The sequence below is a fragment of the Pseudomonas sp. efr-133-TYG-23 genome (assembly GCF_030209215.1).
GTDB classification, from domain to species: domain Bacteria; phylum Pseudomonadota; class Gammaproteobacteria; order Pseudomonadales; family Pseudomonadaceae; genus Aquipseudomonas; species Aquipseudomonas rhodesiae.
Window position 1 is genome coordinate 1 of the sequence record NZ_JARVSL010000016.1, and the last position, 17,991, is coordinate 17,991.

Here is a 17,991-nt window from a genome sequence, read left to right on the forward strand (position 1 = left end):
GAGGTTTCAGGGGCAGTATCTGGATCGGGAGACGGGGCTGCACTACAACACGTTCAGGTTTTATGATCCGGATGTGGGGCGGTTTACTACGCCGGATCCGATTGGGTTGTTGGGGGGCGTAAATTTTTATCAGTACAGCCCCAATCCAATATCCTGGATTGATCCATGGGGATTGACCCCCGAACTTTACTACCTGATAGCGAAGAAAGATGGCCTTTATGACGAGATGGCCTGGGGGCATAAAAAGCCCGTTGGTAAAGTTTTTTTGAAAAAGGGTGAAATTTGGAAAGTCGGTGAAACGGTCAATCCTAATAGGCGATACACACAGAAATGGCTGAAAGCTAATAATCTTGCTTACAAACGTGTTATGGCCGCCCCAACGAAGGGCAACATGCAGATATGGGAAAGATTAAAAATCGGAAAATATTTCAAACGCCGTGGAAAACTGCCACCAGGTAACAAATGCAGGCACTGACTGAGGATTACTTTATGCGAGTCGATACAACGTCTGACTCTCCCAGCTGGACAAAGGTCTTTGAAATCACTGACGAGCTAAATGGCTTGAGTGAGATTTTCGAAAAAAAGTATCCTGCCCTCGACTGGGAGCTAGCAGTCTGCATGCGGTGCCTGCCGAAGGGGCTGGACCGGAAAACATTTTGCCGGTACTACGCAAAAGACAAAATGTTCGGTCTAGATATTTCCATGGACGAGGAAGATTTTGTCCCGCATAAAAAAGATAAATCCGCTCAGCGCAAATTAATCGGTGCGGCATTTATTAAGTTTTTTGTCGAGAGCATTAAAAAGTACGAGAAAAAGCTGCCTAATCTTCAGCCAGTTTCAGCAGAACTGATCGCGGATGTACAGCAGTGGTGTGTCGAGAACGGGTGGACAGCCTAAACTCTAATGATTGTGCAATTTCACAAAAAATGGGCACCCAACCCCGTCGGCGTGCCCACTTTTCCTACCACCCCGCCTCCCTTCGGACGGTACTGCGCTTACGGGTTGACGCTGTCTTTAAGCGACTTGCCCGGCTTAAACGCAACGGTATTGCTGGCCTTGATCTTCACAGGCTCGCCGGTTTGCGGGTTTTTGCCGGTGCGGGCGCCGCGGTGGCGTTGCAGGAAGGTGCCGAAGCCTACCAGGGTGACGCTGTCCTTGCGGTGCAGGGCGCCGGTGATTTCTTCGAGAATGGCGTTGAGGACGCGGTTGGCCTGCTCTTTGGTGAGATCCGCTTTTTCAGCGATGGCGGCTGCGAGTTCGGGTTTACGCATAAGTGAAGCCTCTTTGACGGTTTTTTGTTGTTATGTCCGTGCCGCTCTCTGACGGAGCGGCGCCCAAAGCGCCGCAGGCTCTACTCTGCGGCAGACGGGAGTGAGGATGGCATGCCCTCGCACGCTCCGCCAGTCTCGCGGCGACCTTTCTAGAGGGAAAAATGTGCTTATTCCGACAGAACGACCGGTATTTACGCCAGCAACGGCGGAAGTTCTTTGTTGAGCGCGAGTTTTTCCATCACGGCGGTGCCCGTCAGCGCATAGCCCAGCAGGCGGCCACTGGCGTCGCGGCACAGCGCCTTGATATCGCCACCCTGCCCCTCGACATTCCACACCCCTTCGGTGCCGCGTGGCGGTGGGGAGACCACCAACGGGCACACCGGTGTTTTTACGGTGACCGGCATCGGGCCATAGCTGACGGCGGTGGCGTTGCCGGCCAGCGTCTGGGCCAGGGCGCGCGCGCAGGTCATCAGAGGCATGACGTACAACAGATTGAGGCCGTCGACCTCGGCGCAGTCGCCCAGGGCGTAGATGTTGGCGTGGGAGGTCTTGAGGTGGCGGTCCACCATGATTCCACGGTTGACCTGCAGGCCCGCCGCGGCTGCCAGGTCGATGCGCGGGCGCAGACCGATGGCCGAGACCACCAGGTCGCAACGGATCACTTCACCGTCCGACAGATGCGCTTCCAGGCCATCGGCCGTGCGTTGCAGGCGGTTGAGCACCGGACCCAGATGGAAGCGTGCGCCAAGGCTTTCCAGGCCGGCTTGCACCGCCGCAGCCGCAGCCGGGTGCAGCAGGGTGGGCATGACTTGCTCGCACGGCGCGACCAGATCGATCTCATAACCACCCAGAATCAGGTCATTGGCAAACTCGCAGCCGATCAGGCCGGCGCCGAGCAGCAGTACGCGACGCTTGCCGGCGGCGGCGGCGCGAAAACGTGCGTAGTCTTCCAGGTCGTTGATCGGGAAGATCAGCTCGGCAGCGTCGCCCTCGACCGGTACGCGCACGGTTTCGGCGCCCCAGGCCAGGATAAGGTCACGGTAAGCCACCGCTTCCTCGCCGATCCACAGGCGCTTGTGGCCAGGGTCGATGCCGCTGACGCGGGTGTGGGTGCGCACCTCGGCCTTGAGTTGCTCGGCCATCGCGCCCGGTTCAGCCATGCTCAGGCCATCGGCTTCCTTGTTCTTGCCAAAGCCGGTGGAGAGCATGGGCTTGGAGTAGGAGCGCCCGTCATCTGCGGTGATCAGCAGCAATGGGGTTTCGCTGTCGAGCTTGCGAAACTCCCGGGCCACGTTGTAGCCGGCCAATCCTGTGCCGATGATCACGACAGGTGCGTTCATTCCTTTCTCCTTGTAGTACGTTTCTTAAATTTCAGATCAGCCGATTTGGATCATTTCGAAATCCGATTTACCCACGCCGCAATCCGGGCACAGCCAATCTTCTGGGACGTCTTGCCAAGCGGTGCCCGGCGCGATGCCATCATCCGGCCAGCCGTCTGCTTCGTTGTAGATAAGGCCGCAGACGATACATTGCCACTTCTTCATTACTTACTTCCTCAGGGTCCAGGCAAATTGGCCGGCGGTCGATGGATCCAGCTTTGCCACTCGGCTCAGGGCGTTTTGTACTGACCGGGGCGTGCAGATGCAAGCGTCATCGACTCAACGGGCCGGTTGAGCCCGGCAAAAGACCGGGACGCCATGGTAAGCTCGCCGCCTCTTTTACTGCCCATACCGACTCGCCGTGCCGCACTCACTCGCCCGCCCCGCTGCTTGCCAATGGCTGCCCCAGAGCCTTCTGAACCCGGCGCCCGCGCCGTTGACCCTCGACTGGTTGTTCGACGAAGGCTCACTGACGCGGCGACTGACCGAGCTGTCCAACGAGGGCTTTAGCGTCACGCCGCTGTTCGAAGGCTGGCAGCCGCTACGCGAGGATGAGTGTGTTGCGCTGCAGCTGGCGCCGGCCAGTATCGGCTGGGTACGCGAGGTGTATTTGCGCGGGCACGGCCAACCCTGGGTGTTTGCCCGCAGCGTGGCGGCGCGCAGCGCCTTGCAGGGCGATGGGCTGCAGATGGACGAATTGGGCAGCCGTTCGCTGGGTGAGTTGCTGTTCTGCGACCGCGCGTTCACCCGCCAGGCCATTGAAGTGTGCCGCTACCCCCGGCACTGGCTGCCCACAACGGATCAGGCCGATGGGTTGTGGGCCCGCCGCTCACGTTTCGACCGCGGCGCATTGAGCGTGCTGGTGGCGGAAATCTTCCTGCCGAGCTTCTGGCATGCGCTGCATGATCCTTCGGAGAACCGCTGATGTATCAACGCCTGCTCCAATCCTTCAACCGCCTGAATCCCAGGGCTTGGGACTTCATTCAATTAACCCGCATGGACAAGCCCATCGGCATTTACCTGCTGCTGTGGCCGACGCTATGGGCGCTGTGGATTGCCGGCGAGGGCTCGCCGTCCTTGGCCAATATCGTGATTTTCGTGCTGGGCGTGACGCTGACGCGCGCTGCCGGCTGCGTGATCAATGACTGGGCCGACCGCAAGGTTGACGGGCACGTGAAACGCACCGCGCAACGCCCGTTGGCCAGCGGCAAAATCAATTCCAAAGAAGCGCTGGTGTTCTTTGCGGTCCTGATGCTGATCAGTTTCCTGCTGGTATTGCTGACCAATGCCACGACCATCTGGCTGTCCCTGGGCGGCCTGGCGCTCGCGGTCAGCTATCCCTTTATGAAGCGTTACACCTATTACCCGCAGGTGGTGCTGGGGGCCGCGTTTTCCTGGGGCATGCCGATGGCATTCACCGCCGAAACCGGCCATCTGCCCGCCACGGCTTGGCTGCTGTATATCGCCAACCTGCTGTGGACGGTGGCCTATGACACTTATTACGCCATGACTGACCGCGATGACGATCTGAAAATCGGCGTTAAATCCACCGCGATTCTGTTTGGCGATGCCGACCGCGTGATCATCCTGACCTTGCAAGGTCTTTCACTGGCGTGCCTGCTGCTGGCCGGCGCGCGCTTCGAATTGGGCGGCTGGTTCCACTTGGGGCTGCTGGCGGCTGCGGGGTGTTTTGCCTGGGAGTTCTGGTACACCCGCGATCGCGATCGCCTCAAATGCTTCAAGGCGTTTTTGCACAACCACTGGGCGGGGTTGGCGATTTTTGTCGGGATTGTGGCGGATTACGGGTTTCGCTGAGTTTTGCGGTGTTTGGCAGGGACTCATCGGGGGCAAGCCCCCTCCCACATTTGACTGTATTCACATATCAAGAGGTGGGAGGGGGGCTTGCCCCCGATGGCTTGAGCAGCGCCCAACGATCAGGGCTTGATCACATGCCACGCGCCACCCTTGCCATCGCCGGTCTTGTCACCGGCCTTTTTTTCATCCTTGTAGGTGTACACCGGCTTGCCTTTGTAGGCCCACTGGCTGGTCTGGTCGTCACGGGTGATGACCTTCCAATCGCCCGTCGCCGTGTCGGTGGACTCAGCCTTCAGCGGTGGCCAATTGGTCGCGCACGTGTCATTGCACACTGAATTGCCGTCGGCGTCCTTGTCGAAGGTATAGAGAGTCATGCCTTTGTGATCCACCAACATCCCACCTTGGGTCATCGCCGGCTCCGCCGCGAATGCTAGGCCGGGCAGGGTCAACGCCGCCGCTACCAACAGGGCTTTCCAGGAAACAGTGCTGTGAGTCATCGGAACCTTCCTTTTGTGGTTGTCAGGATTCGGACTCAAAGGGTAGTCCAGAGTGCCGTGAATTGCCCAAGCGACTAAATTACTGTCACACGACTGCAATAATTCCGTTATCTAATGCGGCGCAAGACAGTTAAATGACAAGAGGATTTTTGAGCATGGTTGGCAGGAGCATTCTGATTGTTGACGACGAAGCGCCCATTCGCGAAATGATCGCCGTTGCGTTGGAAATGGCCGGCTATGACTGCCTGGAGGCCGAGAACTCCCAGCAGGCCCATGCCATTATCGTCGACCGCAAGCCGGACCTGATCCTGCTCGACTGGATGCTACCCGGCACCTCCGGCATCGAGCTGGCCCGCCGCCTCAAGCGCGATGAGCTGACCGGGGATATCCCGATCATCATGCTCACCGCCAAGGGCGAAGAGGACAACAAGATCCAGGGCCTGGAAGTCGGTGCCGATGACTACATCACTAAACCCTTTTCCCCACGGGAGCTGGTCGCGCGGCTCAAGGCTGTGTTGCGCCGTGCCGGCCCTACCGACGGCGAAGCGCCTATTGAAGTCGGTGGCCTGCTGCTGGACCCGATCAGCCACCGCGTGACCATCGATGGCAAACCGGCCGAGATGGGCCCCACCGAATACCGTCTGCTGCAATTTTTCATGACTCACCAAGAGCGCGCCTACACCCGTGGCCAACTGTTGGACCAAGTGTGGGGCGGCAACGTATACGTGGAGGAGCGCACCGTGGACGTGCATATCCGCCGCCTGCGCAAAGCCTTGGGCGATGCTTACGAGAATCTGGTACAAACCGTGCGCGGTACCGGCTATCGGTTTTCAACCAAGGGTTGAACCGCAAGCGGTCAGCTACAAGCGGCAAGAGATGCCGCATCGCTCTAACTTGAAGCTTGCAGCTTGAAACTTGAAGCTGCCCCCCAAGGACGTATTTTCAAGTGAATTCGAATTGGCATGGCACCTTGATCCGCCACATGCTCCTGTTGGTCACCGGCTGCCTGTTGGTGGGCCTGATCAGTGGCTATTACGGCTGGAGCCTGGCCATCGGCATCGGCTTGTACTTGGGCTGGACCCTCAAACAACTCCTTCGCCTGCATGAATGGCTGCGCCAGCACAAACCCGACGAAGCGCCACCCGACGGCTATGGCCTGTGGGGCGAGGTGTTCGACAGCATCTACCACCTGCAACGCCGCGACCAGCGGGTGCGCGGGCGCCTGCAAGCGGTGATCGACCGCGTGCAGGAGTCCACCGCCGCGTTGAAAGACGCGGTAATCATGCTCGACAGCGATGGCAACCTGGAATGGTGGAACCGCGCCGCCGAAACCCTGTTGGGCCTCAAGACGCCCCAGGACAGCGGCCAGCCGGTGACCAACCTGGTGCGCCACCCGCGCTTCAAGGAATATTTCGAGCAGGACAATTACGACGAAGCGCTGGAAATTCCCTCGCCCACCAACGACCGTGTGCGCATCCAACTGTACCTGACACGCTATGGCAACAACGAACACCTGATGCTGGTACGCGATGTCACGCGCATCCATCAGCTGGAACAGATGCGCAAGGACTTCGTCGCCAACGTCTCCCACGAGTTGCGCACACCATTGACGGTGATCTGCGGATACCTGGAGACGCTGTTGGACAACGTCGACGAGATCAACCCGCGCTGGGGCCGCGCCCTGCAGCAGATGCAGCAACAGGGCTCACGCATGCAGACCCTGCTCAACGACCTGCTGCTGCTGGCCAAGTTGGAAGCCACCGATTACCCCTCGGACAACCAGCCCGTGGCGGTCCCGAGCCTGTTGAAAACCATCAAGAATGACGCTCTGGCCCTGTCGGGCGAGCGCGGGCAGCAGATCAGCCTGGAGGCCGACCCGGCGGTGCTGCTCAAGGGCAGCGAGGGCGAGTTGCGCAGCGCGTTTTCCAACCTGGTGTTTAACGCAGTGAAATACACCCAGGACCAGGGCACCATTCGCATCCGTTGGTGGGCCGATGAGCAAGGCGCGCACCTGAGCGTGCAGGACTCCGGCATCGGCATCGACGCCAAGCACCTGCCGCGCCTGACCGAACGTTTCTACCGTGTCGACTCCAGCCGCAACTCCAATACCGGCGGCACCGGGCTCGGCCTGGCGATCGTCAAACACGTTCTGCTGCGCCACCGCGCGCGCCTGGAGATCAGCAGCGTGCTGGGGCATGGCAGTACGTTCACCTGCCACTTTCCACCCGCTCAGATGACCCGCTCGCGGGCCATTGGCCTAGATGAATAACCCAAAAACGCCATAAGACTAATGTGGGAGGGGGCTTGCCCCGATGACCACAGGTATCTACACATCTTCGGCGTAAACATAACGCGAGAAAATAAGGTTGTTGTGGTGAGCAGGCTTGCCCTGCGCTGGGCTGCGAAGCAGCCCCATTCCAGGCGATGTGGTTTTATCTGGCAAAGCGAGGCGCCTGGGTTTGGGGCCGCTTCGCAGCCCAGCGCGGGGCAAGCCCGCTCTCCACAGAGTTATCTGTGAGCCTTTTAGATTTGTGTAGATACCTATGCCCAGATGACGGGAAGACAGTCAACTTATCCATAACTGATCCACCGCCATCGGGGGCAAGCCCCCTCCCACAGTGGATCTTCAGTGCCTTGGGAAGTAGATTCCACGCCCCGCCCGGCACCGGGCACTAGGCAAGCGCCCCGTCAGCCGCTACATTGGCCGACTTGCGCCTGCCTTTCAGGCCCGCCTGACACCCCTTACTGAACACACGGAACCTGCACAACTCCATCATGGACCCTTCCCCTGGTATCACCCTCGCGACACTCTTCGCCGATTTCGGCATGATCCTCTTTGCACTGATCCTGGTACTGCTCAACGGTTTCTTCGTTGCGGCCGAGTTCGCCATGGTCAAACTGCGGGCCACCCGGGTCGAGGCCATCGCCCACACCAACGGCTGGCGCGGGCAGATTCTGCGCACCGTACACAGCCAGCTCGACGCGTACCTGTCGGCCTGCCAGTTGGGTATCACCCTCGCCTCCCTGGGCCTGGGCTGGGTCGGCGAGCCGGCGTTTGCGCACATCCTGGAGCCGTTGTTGGGCGCGGTGGGCGTTGAGTCGCCGGAAGTGATCAAGGGCGTGTCGTTCTTTGCGGCATTTTTCGTGATTTCCTACCTGCACATCGTGGTCGGCGAGCTGGCGCCCAAGTCTTGGGCCATTCGCAAGCCCGAGTTGCTGTCGCTGTGGACGGCCGTGCCGCTGTACCTGTTCTACTGGGCCATGTACCCGGCCATCTACCTGCTCAACGCCAGCGCCAACGCGATCCTGCGTATCGCCGGCCAAGGCGAGCCTGGCCCGCACCACGAACACCATTACAGCCGCGAAGAACTCAAACTGATCCTGCATTCCAGCCGTGGCCAGGACCCGAGCGACCAAGGCATGCGAGTGCTGGCCTCGGCCGTGGAAATGGGCGAGCTGGAAGTGGTGGACTGGGCCAATTCCCGCGAAGACCTGGTGACTCTGGACTTCAACGCGCCGCTCAAGGAAATCCTCGCGCAGTTCCGCCGCCACAAATTCAGCCGTTACCCGGTGTATGACGCCGAGCGCAATGAGTTCGTCGGCCTGCTGCATATCAAGGATCTGCTGCTGGAGCTGGCGGCGCTGGACCATATCCCCGAATCCTTCAACCTGGCCGAGCTGACCCGCCCGCTGGAACGCGTATCGCGGCACATGCCGCTGTCGCAGTTGCTGGAGCAGTTCCGCAAAGGCGGCGCACACTTTGCGCTGGTGGAAGAAGCTGACGGCAAGGTCATTGGCTACCTGACCATGGAAGACGTGCTGGAAGTGCTGGTCGGCGATATCCAAGACGAACACCGCAAGGCCGAACGCGGCATCCTCGCGTATCAGCCGGGCAAGCTGCTGGTACGCGGCGATACCCCGCTGTTCAAGGTGGAACGCCTGCTGGGCGTGGACCTGGACCACATCGAAGCCGAGACCCTGGCCGGGCTGATCTACGACACGCTCAAGCGCGTGCCGGAGGAAGAGGAAGTGCTGGAGGTCGAAGGGCTGCGGATCATCATCAAGAAGATGAAAGGTCCGAAGATCGTACTGGCCAAGGTGCTGCTGCTGGATTGACCGTCAGTTGCCCAACGCAAAGTTGGGCAACGCGCCCACCGGCTGGTTGAACTCATACGGGATCGACACCAGCCCCGCCTCGGTGGCGCGTTGAACCACAAAATGCAGATGAGGCCCGCTGCTGTTGCCGGTATTGCCGGACAACCCCAGCGGGCTGCCAACCACCACACGCTGACCCACCTTCACACTGACCGAACCCTGCCGCAGATGCAGATAGACCCCCTGGGTACCGTCGTCGTGCCGCACGCGCACGAAATTGCCCGACGCATCGCCGCCCCGCCCCGCCTGCTGATTTTCGGTCTTCACCACCACACCGCCCCGCGCGGCAATGATCGGCGTGCCCTCGGGCATGGCGATGTCCATGGCGTAGCGGCTCTTGGGATCGGTATGGCTGAAGCTGCCGTTAGGTCCCTGGGTCAAACGGAACGGCCCGCCACGCCACGGCAACGGGTAGCGATAAGCATGCGGGGTGTCACGAGGTATGGGCGCCTGCGGTAGCGGCCTGTGTACGCGCTCAACGCTGCGCTGCTGAATCACGAACGCCTGGGCGCCGGGGGTATGCCAGTCGCTGTAAATCACCACGCCATTGGCATCGATGGACTTATACAGCGTCATGGCCAGGGTCGACGGCGCGGCCGTTACCAGCGCGCCGCACAACAGCAGGCGAATGAACATGGCGTGCACCTGTCGGGATGACTGAACGGCAGGCTAACAAGGGTTCATGACAATCTTGTAGCCCGCTTACGACAGGTATTGCGCTGGGTCCTAGGGGTTACGCACCCGGCACAAAGTGCTTCTGCGCCGTGCCCCGTGCGATCAGGCGTGAGATGTAATCCATCTTCTGCGCGTCCTGATCGATGAAGCGGAAAGTCAGTTGCAGCCAGTCGCTGTCCGGCCTCGGCTCAAAGGCGACGACGGCGTGCAGGTAGCCGTTAAGGCGCGCCACTTCGGCGTTGTCGCCTTGCTCCAGGTCCAGCACCGCGCTTTCCAGTACTTGCGGCAGGACTTCACCACGGCGCACCACCAACAGCGCTTCCTTGATGCTCAGCGCCTTGATGACGCATTGCTGGGTGCCGCTGGACAGCCGCAGTTGGCCCTGGCCACGGCCCGCTTGGGCAGATGCAGATGCAGCCGGGGCTTTTACCGGCTGCGTATTGAGCAGGCCGCGATTGGGCGCAGCAGCGGCCGCGGGGGCAGCCTTGATGGCTTCGGGCTTGCCGCCGGTCAGGGCGCTGAGGGAGTCGTTGCCGAAAGCCGAATTCATCTTGGTTGGCGCACTGGCGACCAACGCATCGAGGCGACCGACTTTGTGCAGGGCCTGCTTGACCTTGTTCAGCAACTGTTCGTTGGTGAACGGTTTGCTGACGTACCCGGACACACCGGCCTGGATCGCCTGGACCACGTTTTCCTTATCGCCACGGCTGGTCACCATCACGAACGGCATGGCTTTGAGATGGGTCTGTTCGCGGCACCAGGTCAGCAGCTCCAAGCCGGACATTTCCGGCATTTCCCAGTCGCACAGCACCAGGTCGAAGGTCTCGCGCATCAGAATGGCCTGGGCCTTTTTGCCGTTCACCGCATCTTCAATCTTGATCCCAGGGAAGTAGTTGCGCAGGCACTTCTTCACCAGGTCGCGAATAAACGAGGCGTCATCCACCACCAATACACTGACTTTACTCATCGACCCTTTATCCTATAAAAACCGCGGCACGCAGAACGCCTAACTGATGGCATTTTGCCAAAACTCTGTAGTCACGTCGGGACTTTCTTTCACCCGCCGCGCAAATAATTCAGTCGCCACAAACAAAAACGCCCGACCAAAGGCCGGGCGTTAATTTCTCGGGCAACCTTACTTATCGTCAGTTTCGCCCGGAACATTAGGTATTTGATCGGTTGAGCCTTCAACTTCGGCTTTCATGCGTTTGAGCCCCATGTGCCGCACGTCGGTACCGCGCACCAGGTAAATCACCAGCTCCGAGATGTTGCGCGCGTGGTCGCCGATGCGCTCCAGCGAACGCAGCACCCAGATAATGCTCAAGACCCGCGAGATAGAGCGCGGGTCTTCCATCATGTAGGTGGCCAGCTCACGCAGGGCAGTCTTGTACTCGCGGTCGATGACTTTGTCGTACTGGGCCACGGACAGCGCCAGCTCGGCGTCGAAACGGGCAAAGGCGTCGAGGGCATCGCGCACCATGTTGCGCACCTGGTCGCCGATGTGGCGAACTTCCACGTAACCGCGCGGCGCTTCGCCTTCTTCGCAGAGTTGGATGGCACGGCGCGCGATCTTGGTGGCTTCGTCGCCGATCCGCTCAAGATCGATCACGGATTTGGAAATGCTGATGATCAATCGCAGGTCGGATGCCGCCGGCTGTCGACGGGCCAGAATGCGCAGGCATTCTTCGTCGATGTTGCGCTCCATCTGGTTGATCTGGTCGTCGATTTCACGCACTTGCTGAGCCAGGCCCGAGTCGGCCTCGATCAGGGCGGTGACGGCGTCGTTGACTTGCTTCTCCACCAGCCCGCCCATCGCCAGGAGGTGGCTGCGCACTTCCTCAAGCTCGGCGTTGAACTGCGCAGAGATGTGATGGGTAAGGCCTTCTTTGCTAATCATGCGTTTGCTCCGCAAAAGCTGTAAGCCGCAAGCTACAAGCCGCAAGCTGATGTGTGTCGTTCCGTTGAACTGCTTTTACTTGCCGCTTGAAACTGGCGGCTTGCAGCTACCCCAACTAGCCATAGCGACCGGTGATGTAGTCTTCGGTCTGTTTCTTTGCCGGATTGGTGAACAGGGTATCGGTGTCGCCGAACTCCACCAGCTTGCCCATGTACATGAACGCGGTGTAATCGGAAACCCGCGCCGCCTGCTGCATGTTGTGGGTCACGATGACGATGGTGAACTTGGATTTAAGCTCGTAGATCAGTTCTTCCACTTTCAGCGTCGAGATCGGGTCCAGAGCCGAGCAGGGTTCGTCGAGCAACAACACTTCCGGCTCCACGGCGATGGTCCGCGCGATCACCAGACGTTGTTGCTGGCCGCCGGACAAACCGAGCGCCGAATCGTGCAGGCGGTCCTTGACCTCATCCCACAGCGCCGCGCCCTTGAGTGCCCACTCGACCGCTTCGTCGAGGATGCGCTTCTTGTTGATGCCCTGGATGCGCAGGCCGTAGACCACGTTTTCGTAGATGGTCTTGGGGAACGGGTTGGGCTTCTGGAATACCATGCCCACCCGGCGACGCAGCTCGGCCACGTCCTCGCCCTTGCGGTAGATGTTGCTGCCATAGAGGTTAATGGCACCTTCCACGCGGCAGCCGTCCACCAGGTCGTTCATGCGGTTGAAGGTGCGCAGCAGCGTGGACTTGCCGCAGCCCGACGGGCCGATGAAGGCGGTCACGCGCTGCTTGGGAATGTTCATGCTGACGTCGAACAGCGCCTGCTTTTCACCGTAGTACAGGCTCAGGCCCGGCACTTCGATGGCCACGGTTTCTTGAGCCAGGCTCAGGCTCTGCTTGTCGCGACCCAAGGCAGACATGTTGATGCCGTGGGAATGGGTTTCATGTTGCATGGTCTCACTCCGTTCGAAGCTGCAAGCTTTTAGCTGCAAGCTGCAAGATTTGAGCAAAAGCGGCTTGTAGCTTGCCGCTTGTGGCTAATAGATTCAGCTGTCCAACGCCTTGTACTTCTCGCGCAGGTGGTTACGAATCCACACCGCCGACAGGTTGAGCGTGGCGATCACCAGCACCAGCAGCAGCGCGGTGGCGTACACCAGCGGTCGCGCGGCTTCGACGTTGGGGCTCTGGAAGCCGACGTCATAAATATGGAAGCCCAGGTGCATGATCTTTTGATCCAGGTGCAAGTACGGGTAGTTGCCGTCCAGCGGCAGCGACGGCGCCAGTTTCACCACACCTACCAGCATCAGCGGCGCCACTTCACCGGCGGCACGGGCCACGGCGAGGATCATGCCGGTCATCATGGCCGGGCTGGCCATCGGCAGTACGATTTTCCACAGCGTTTCCGCCTTCGTCGCGCCCAGGGCCAGGGACCCTTCGCGCACTGTCCGCGGGATCCGCGCCAGGCCTTCCTCGGTGGCTACGATCACCACCGGCACCGCCAGCAGCGCCAGGGTCAGCGAGGCCCACAACAGGCCCGGGGTGCCGAAGGTCGGCGCCGGCAGGGCTTCGGCGAAGAACAGCCGGTCAACCGAACCCCCCAATACATACACGAAGAAGCCCAGGCCGAACACGCCGTAGACGATGGCCGGTACACCGGCCAGGTTGTTCACGGCGATCCGGATAATGCGGGTCAGGGTGTTCTGCTTGGCGTACTCGCGCAGGTACACCGCCGCCAGCACACCGAACGGGGTCACGATCATCGCCATGATCAGCGTCATCATCACGGTGCCGAAGATAGCCGGGAAGATCCCGCCTTCGGTGTTGGCTTCCCGTGGGTCATCGCTGAGGAATTCCCAGACCTTGCTGAAGTAGAAGCCGATCTTGGTCATGGTGCCCATGGCGTTCGGCTGGTAAGCGTGCACCACTTTGCCGATGCCGATTTCCACTTCCTTGCCGTTGGCGTCACGGGCCGTCAGCGCATCGCGGTTGAACTGGGCGTGCAGGTCGGCCAGGCGTGCTTCGATGTCTTGGTAGCGCGCATTCAGCTCGGCGCGGTCGGCATCCATGTCGGCCTGGGCGGCGGCGTCGAGCTTGCCTTCCAGTTCCAGTTTACGGCCGTGCAGGCGGATACGTTCCAGGCCGGCGTTGATTGCGCCGATGTCGGTTTTTTCCAGGCTCTTGAGCTGAGCGGCCAGCTTGTTGACGCGGTCGACCCGGGCCTGCAGCTCCGGCCACGCGGCCTCGCCTTCTGCGATGACCTTGCCGTCCTGCTTGACGTTGACCAGGGTGCCGTAGAAGTTGCCCCACTCACGACGCTCAATCGCCATCAGCTCTTTAGGCTTGGTCTGGTCCTTCAACCACTCGCCGACGATCCAGGTGAAGTCGTTGCCGTTCAGGTCGCGGTTACCGACCTTGATCAGCTCGCGGGTCATGAACTCCGGGCCTTCGTCGGGCACCGGCAGACCGGCGCTTTTAAGGCGCTCGCGCGGCACTTCTTCTTTCTGCACCACTTCGCCTATGACGATGTGGTTGGCCTGGCCAGGCACGCTGTAGTTGGCCTGGATCAGGTCGGCCGGCCAGAAGTGGCCCAGGCCCCGCACCGCGATCACGGCCAATAGGCCAATGGTCATGATGACCGCGATGGACACCGCGCCACCGCTGATCCAGACGCCAGGGGCGCCGCTCTTGAACCATCCATTCAGGGAGTTCTGTTTCACAGACTTCTACCTTTCTTAAAGCGACGAGTATTTCTTGCGCAGACGCTGACGAATCAGCTCCGCGAGGGTGTTCATGATGAAGGTGAACAGCAGCAGTACCAGCGCCGAGAGGAACAGCACACGGTAGTGACTGCCGCCCACTTCCGACTCGGGCATTTCCACCGCGACGTTGGCCGCCAGGGTGCGCAGGCCTTCGAACAGGTTCATCTCCATCACCGGGGTGTTGCCGGTGGCCATCAGCACGATCATGGTCTCGCCGACGGCGCGGCCCATGCCGATCATCAGCGCCGAGAAGATGCCCGGGCTGGCGGTGAGGATCACCACGCGAGTCATGGTCTGCCACGGCGTGGCGCCCAGGGCCAGGGAGCCCAGGGTCAGCCCGCGCGGCACGCTGAACACGGCGTCTTCGGCGATGGAGTAGATGTTCGGAATCACCGCAAAACCCATGGCCAAGCCCACCACCAGAGCGTTGCGCTGGTCGTAGGTGATGCCCAGGTCGTGGGAGATCCACATACGCATGTCGCCGCCGAAGAACCAGGTTTCCAGGTACGGGCTCATGTACAGCGACAGCCAGCCCACGAACAGGATCACCGGGATCAGGATCGCGCTTTCCCAACCGTCGGGTACACGCAGACGCAGGGATTCAGGCAGGCGGCTGAAGATAAAACCGGCCACCAGGATGCCAATCGGCAACAGCATCAGCAGGCTGAAAATCCCCGGTAGATGCCCTTCGACATACGGCGCCAGGAACAGACCGGCGAAGAAGCCCAGGATCACCGTCGGCATCGCTTCCATCAGCTCGATCACCGGCTTGACCTTGCGACGCAGGCTCGGCGCCATGAAGTAGGCGGTGTAGATCGCCGCCGCAACGGCCAGCGGCGCGGCCAGCAGCATGGCGTAGAACGCAGCCTTGAGCGTGCCGAAAGTCAGCGGCGCCAGGCTCATCTTGGGTTCGAAATCGGTGTTGGCGGCGGTCGATTGCCAGACGTACTTAGGCTCGTCGTAGTTCTCGTACCAGACCTTGCTCCACAACGCGCTCCAAGAGACTTCAGGGTGCGGGTTATCCAGCAGCAGCGGTTGCAGCTTGCCGCCGGCTTCCACGATCACGCGGTTGGCCCGTGGCGACATACCGAACAAGCCTTGGCCGTCGACTACCGGGTCCACCAGCAGGGTGCGGTGCGCGGTGCTGTGGAACACGCCGAACTTGCCGGAAGCATCCAGGGCGGTGAAGCCCTTACGACGTTCTTCGGCGGTGATTTCCACAATCGGCGCGCTGCCCATCTGGAAGGTACGGATCGGCTTGAAGCGCTGCTCGCCGTCCGGGTCGCGGGCCATGAACCACTGGGCCAGGCCGCCCTTGGAGTTACCGAAGATCAGCGAAATGCCGCCCACCAACTGCGTGCTGGCGGTGATTTCGGCGTTGCCATCTTCCAACAATTTGTATCGACCGTTGAGGCTCTTGTCGCGCAGGCTGAACACGTCGGCCAGGGCGCGGCCGTTGATCACGTACAACCACTGCTGGCGTGGGTCGATAAAGATCGCCTTCACCGGCTCGGTCATTTGCGGCAGCTCGATACGCTTCTGCTCGCTGGTGACTTCACCGGTCATCATGTTTTCTTCGCGGCTCAGGGTCAGCACGTTCAAGTACGAACCGGACGAACCGGCGGCCACCAGCGAGGAGTCGGTGGCGTTGAGCGCGACGTGCTCCAGTGGGCGACCGGCCTCGTCCAGCACGATCGGAGTTTCACCGTAGGGGTATTCGATCGCGGGGGTGATGGTCTTCTTACCGTCCGGGTAGGACACCTTGTAGGTGTGGCGGAACACCATGGCTTGGCCATTGGACAAACCGAGGATCACCAGCGGGCTGCCCGGTTGGTCCTTACCGATGGACGCCACGCTCACACCGGCCGGCAGCGGCAGGTCGATGCGCTTGAGTTCGGCACCGGTGTCCACTTCAAAGAACAACGCCTGGCCTTTGTCGGAAACCCGCATGGCGACTTGATTCTGTTCTTCCAGAGAGATCAGCAACGGCTTGCCAGCGTCTTGCATCCACGCGGGCGTGAGCGCGTCTTCCTTGGTCAGCGAAGCACCTTGGAACAACGGCGCTACCACGTAGGCCAGGAAGAAGAAGATCAGGGTAATGGCGGCCAGCACGGCAAGGCCGCCGACCAGCACATACCAGCGAGTGAAGCGATCTTTGAGCGCGCGGATGCGGCGCTTGCGTTGCAGCTCAGGCGTATTGAAATCAATGCGCTTGGGAGGAGAAGTCGTCGTCATGGTGGAATTGGCCAGATCATTCATGCGCACACCCTAGCGATCCTGTATGACAGAAAGATGACAATGCAGTGACGCAGGAAATCCGCCGCGTAGCAGGGCTGGCAGCGGACTAGAAATTAGGAGGCGAGGTCCAGCTCCTTCGGACCTGCCCGGGCCTTGAACCCAGCCAAGCGGCGGGTTCAAGGCGATTTGACCGGTGGCTTACTTGCCGCCTTCTTTCAGACCCAGATCAGCCAGTGCCTTGGCGGCAACTTTGGCTGGCAGTGGGATGTAACCGTCTTTGACCACCACTTCCTGGCCCTGCTTGGACAGCACCAGCTTCACGAACTCAGCTTCCAGCGGAGCCAGAGGCTTGTTCGGGGCCTTGTTGACGTACACGTAGAGGAAGCGCGACAGCGGGTATTTGCCATTCAGGGCGTTTTCTTCGCTGTCTTCGATGAACTCAGTGCTGCCTTTTTTGGCCAGCGGTACGGTTTTCACGCTGGCGGTCTTGTAGCCGATGCCCGAGTAACCGATGCCGTTCAGCGAGGAACTGATCGACTGCACAACCGACGCCGAGCCTGGTTGCTCGTTCACGTTAGGCTTGTAGTCGCCTTTGCACAGGGCTTCTTCTTTGAAGTAGCCGTAGGTACCGGATACCGAGTTACGACCGAACAGCTGCACCGGCTTGTTGGCCAGGTCGCCGGTCACACCCAGGTCGCCCCAGGTTTTCACGTCGGCTTTAGCACCGCACAGGCGAGTCGAGGAGAAGATCGCGTCGACTTGTTCCATGGTCAGGTGCTGGATCGGGTTGTCCTTGTGTACGAACACGGCCAGGGCGTCCACGGCCACCGGAATAGCGGTTGGCTTGTAGCCGTACTTCTGCTCGAAGGCCGCCAGTTCGGTGTCCTTCATCTTGCGGCTCATCGGGCCCAGGTTGGAGGTGCCTTCAGTCAGCGCAGGTGGCGCAGTGGCGGAACCGGCAGCTTGAATCTGGATGTTGACGTTCGGGTATTCCTTTTTGTAACCCTCAGCCCACAGGGTCATCAGGTTGGCCAGGGTGTCAGACCCGACGCTGGACAAGTTGCCCGACACACCAGTGGTCTTCACATACGCCGGAATTGCCGGGTCAACACCAGCGGCCACCGCGTTGGCGGTCGCAACGCCAGCAGCGACAAACGTCATTGCCGCCATCAAACGTTTCAGTTTCATGCCTTGCTCCTAGCAGATAGGGATAGTTGGATCGGGGCCAAGTATCGGTAGGCCGTGTGAACACTCTATGTCTGGAATGTGACAATTAGATGAAAGGCCAGTATGGAACGAGGGCGGCGAT

The 17,991-nt window shown here is 60.4% G+C and carries 18 protein-coding genes; 7 read left to right on the forward strand and 11 right to left on the reverse strand.

Going from position 1 to position 17,991, the window contains the following annotated elements; all coding sequences use genetic code 11:
- Together QRN41_RS11020 and QRN41_RS11025 are read left to right on the forward strand one after the other, a co-directional pair.
- Positions 1-475: RHS repeat-associated core domain-containing protein (locus tag QRN41_RS11020; protein WP_285421559.1), on the forward strand; the 475-nt coding region annotated here is incomplete at its 5' end.
- 14 nt (positions 476-489) lie between these two features.
- Positions 490-897, forward strand: a complete 408-nt coding sequence (locus QRN41_RS11025; RefSeq protein ID WP_167417327.1) for an Imm44 family immunity protein — start codon at positions 490-492, stop codon at positions 895-897.
- Positions 898-995: 98 nt separating this feature from the next.
- Here QRN41_RS11025 and QRN41_RS11030 read toward each other — a convergent pair whose 3' ends face one another.
- From QRN41_RS11030 to QRN41_RS11040, 3 genes are all read right to left on the reverse strand, one after another.
- On the reverse strand, positions 996-1,271 hold the full coding sequence (locus tag QRN41_RS11030; RefSeq protein ID WP_011064269.1) for an HU family DNA-binding protein: 276 nt from the start codon (positions 1,269-1,271) through the stop codon (positions 996-998).
- 191 nt (positions 1,272-1,462) lie between these two features.
- Complete coding sequence (locus tag QRN41_RS11035; RefSeq protein WP_040266718.1) at positions 1,463-2,611, reverse strand: NAD(P)/FAD-dependent oxidoreductase; 1,149 nt, start codon at positions 2,609-2,611, stop codon at positions 1,463-1,465.
- Positions 2,612-2,647: 36 nt separating this feature from the next.
- The gene (locus QRN41_RS11040) at positions 2,648-2,815 is read right to left on the reverse strand and encodes a rubredoxin (RefSeq protein WP_167417328.1); all 168 of its coding nucleotides are present in this window, start codon (positions 2,813-2,815) and stop codon (positions 2,648-2,650) included.
- 196 nt (positions 2,816-3,011) lie between these two features.
- On the opposite strand from QRN41_RS11040, the gene QRN41_RS11045 reads away from it, so the two are divergent.
- Both QRN41_RS11045 and ubiA read left to right on the forward strand, forming a co-directional pair.
- The gene (locus QRN41_RS11045; RefSeq protein WP_040266714.1) at positions 3,012-3,575 is read left to right on the forward strand and encodes a chorismate--pyruvate lyase family protein; all 564 of its coding nucleotides are present in this window, start codon (positions 3,012-3,014) and stop codon (positions 3,573-3,575) included.
- A complete protein-coding gene (gene ubiA / locus QRN41_RS11050; protein WP_167417329.1) occupies positions 3,575-4,465 on the forward strand; it encodes a 4-hydroxybenzoate octaprenyltransferase in 891 nt (296 codons plus the stop codon). The genes QRN41_RS11045 and ubiA overlap by 1 nt, the downstream gene beginning before the upstream one ends.
- 119 nt (positions 4,466-4,584) lie before the next feature.
- Here the strand turns inward: ubiA and QRN41_RS11055 are convergent, their stop codons facing one another.
- Positions 4,585-4,962, reverse strand: coding sequence for a COG4315 family predicted lipoprotein (locus tag QRN41_RS11055; protein ID WP_285421560.1), 378 nt, complete (start codon positions 4,960-4,962; stop codon positions 4,585-4,587).
- 155 nt (positions 4,963-5,117) lie between these two features.
- On the opposite strand from QRN41_RS11055, the gene phoB reads away from it, so the two are divergent.
- The 3 genes from phoB (at position 5,118) to QRN41_RS11070 (ending at position 9,078) form a co-directional block, all read left to right on the forward strand.
- A complete protein-coding gene (gene phoB, locus QRN41_RS11060; protein WP_003176964.1) occupies positions 5,118-5,807 on the forward strand; it encodes a phosphate regulon transcriptional regulator PhoB in 690 nt (229 codons plus the stop codon).
- 137 nt (positions 5,808-5,944) lie between these two features.
- Entirely contained in the window at positions 5,945-7,231 is a 1,287-nt protein-coding gene (phoR, locus tag QRN41_RS11065) for a phosphate regulon sensor histidine kinase PhoR (protein ID WP_187696792.1), read from the forward strand.
- Positions 7,232-7,737: 506 nt separating this feature from the next.
- Positions 7,738-9,078 (forward strand): hemolysin family protein, encoded by a 1,341-nt coding sequence (locus tag QRN41_RS11070; protein WP_034101519.1) that lies wholly within the window; start codon positions 7,738-7,740, stop codon positions 9,076-9,078.
- Positions 9,079-9,081: 3 nt separating this feature from the next.
- Here the strand turns inward: QRN41_RS11070 and QRN41_RS11075 are convergent, their stop codons facing one another.
- From QRN41_RS11075 to QRN41_RS11105, 7 genes are all read right to left on the reverse strand, one after another.
- Positions 9,082-9,753, reverse strand: a complete 672-nt coding sequence (locus tag QRN41_RS11075; RefSeq protein ID WP_094064415.1) for a peptidoglycan DD-metalloendopeptidase family protein — start codon at positions 9,751-9,753, stop codon at positions 9,082-9,084.
- 97 nt (positions 9,754-9,850) lie between these two features.
- Positions 9,851-10,759: a response regulator gene (locus QRN41_RS11080; RefSeq protein WP_094064416.1), complete on the reverse strand. Its 909-nt coding sequence runs from the start codon at positions 10,757-10,759 to the stop codon at positions 9,851-9,853.
- A gap of 168 nt (positions 10,760-10,927) precedes the next feature.
- Positions 10,928-11,689 carry a phosphate signaling complex protein PhoU gene (phoU, locus tag QRN41_RS11085; RefSeq protein WP_034115469.1) on the reverse strand — a complete coding sequence of 254 codons (762 nt, stop codon included), beginning with the start codon at positions 11,687-11,689 and terminating at the stop codon, positions 10,928-10,930.
- 115 nt (positions 11,690-11,804) lie between these two features.
- Positions 11,805-12,638, reverse strand: coding sequence for a phosphate ABC transporter ATP-binding protein PstB (gene pstB, locus QRN41_RS11090; RefSeq protein WP_016971675.1), 834 nt, complete (start codon positions 12,636-12,638; stop codon positions 11,805-11,807).
- 93 nt (positions 12,639-12,731) lie between these two features.
- On the reverse strand, positions 12,732-14,402 hold the full coding sequence (gene pstA, locus QRN41_RS11095; RefSeq protein WP_034101523.1) for a phosphate ABC transporter permease PstA: 1,671 nt from the start codon (positions 14,400-14,402) through the stop codon (positions 12,732-12,734).
- 15 nt (positions 14,403-14,417) lie between these two features.
- Positions 14,418-16,451, reverse strand: coding sequence for an ABC transporter permease subunit (locus QRN41_RS11100; RefSeq protein ID WP_173603571.1), 2,034 nt, complete (start codon positions 16,449-16,451; stop codon positions 14,418-14,420).
- A 429-nt stretch (positions 16,452-16,880) separates the two neighbouring features.
- Positions 16,881-17,870 (reverse strand): phosphate ABC transporter substrate-binding protein PstS, encoded by a 990-nt coding sequence (locus tag QRN41_RS11105; protein WP_034101525.1) that lies wholly within the window; start codon positions 17,868-17,870, stop codon positions 16,881-16,883.
- Positions 17,871-17,991: the final 121 nt, after the last annotated feature.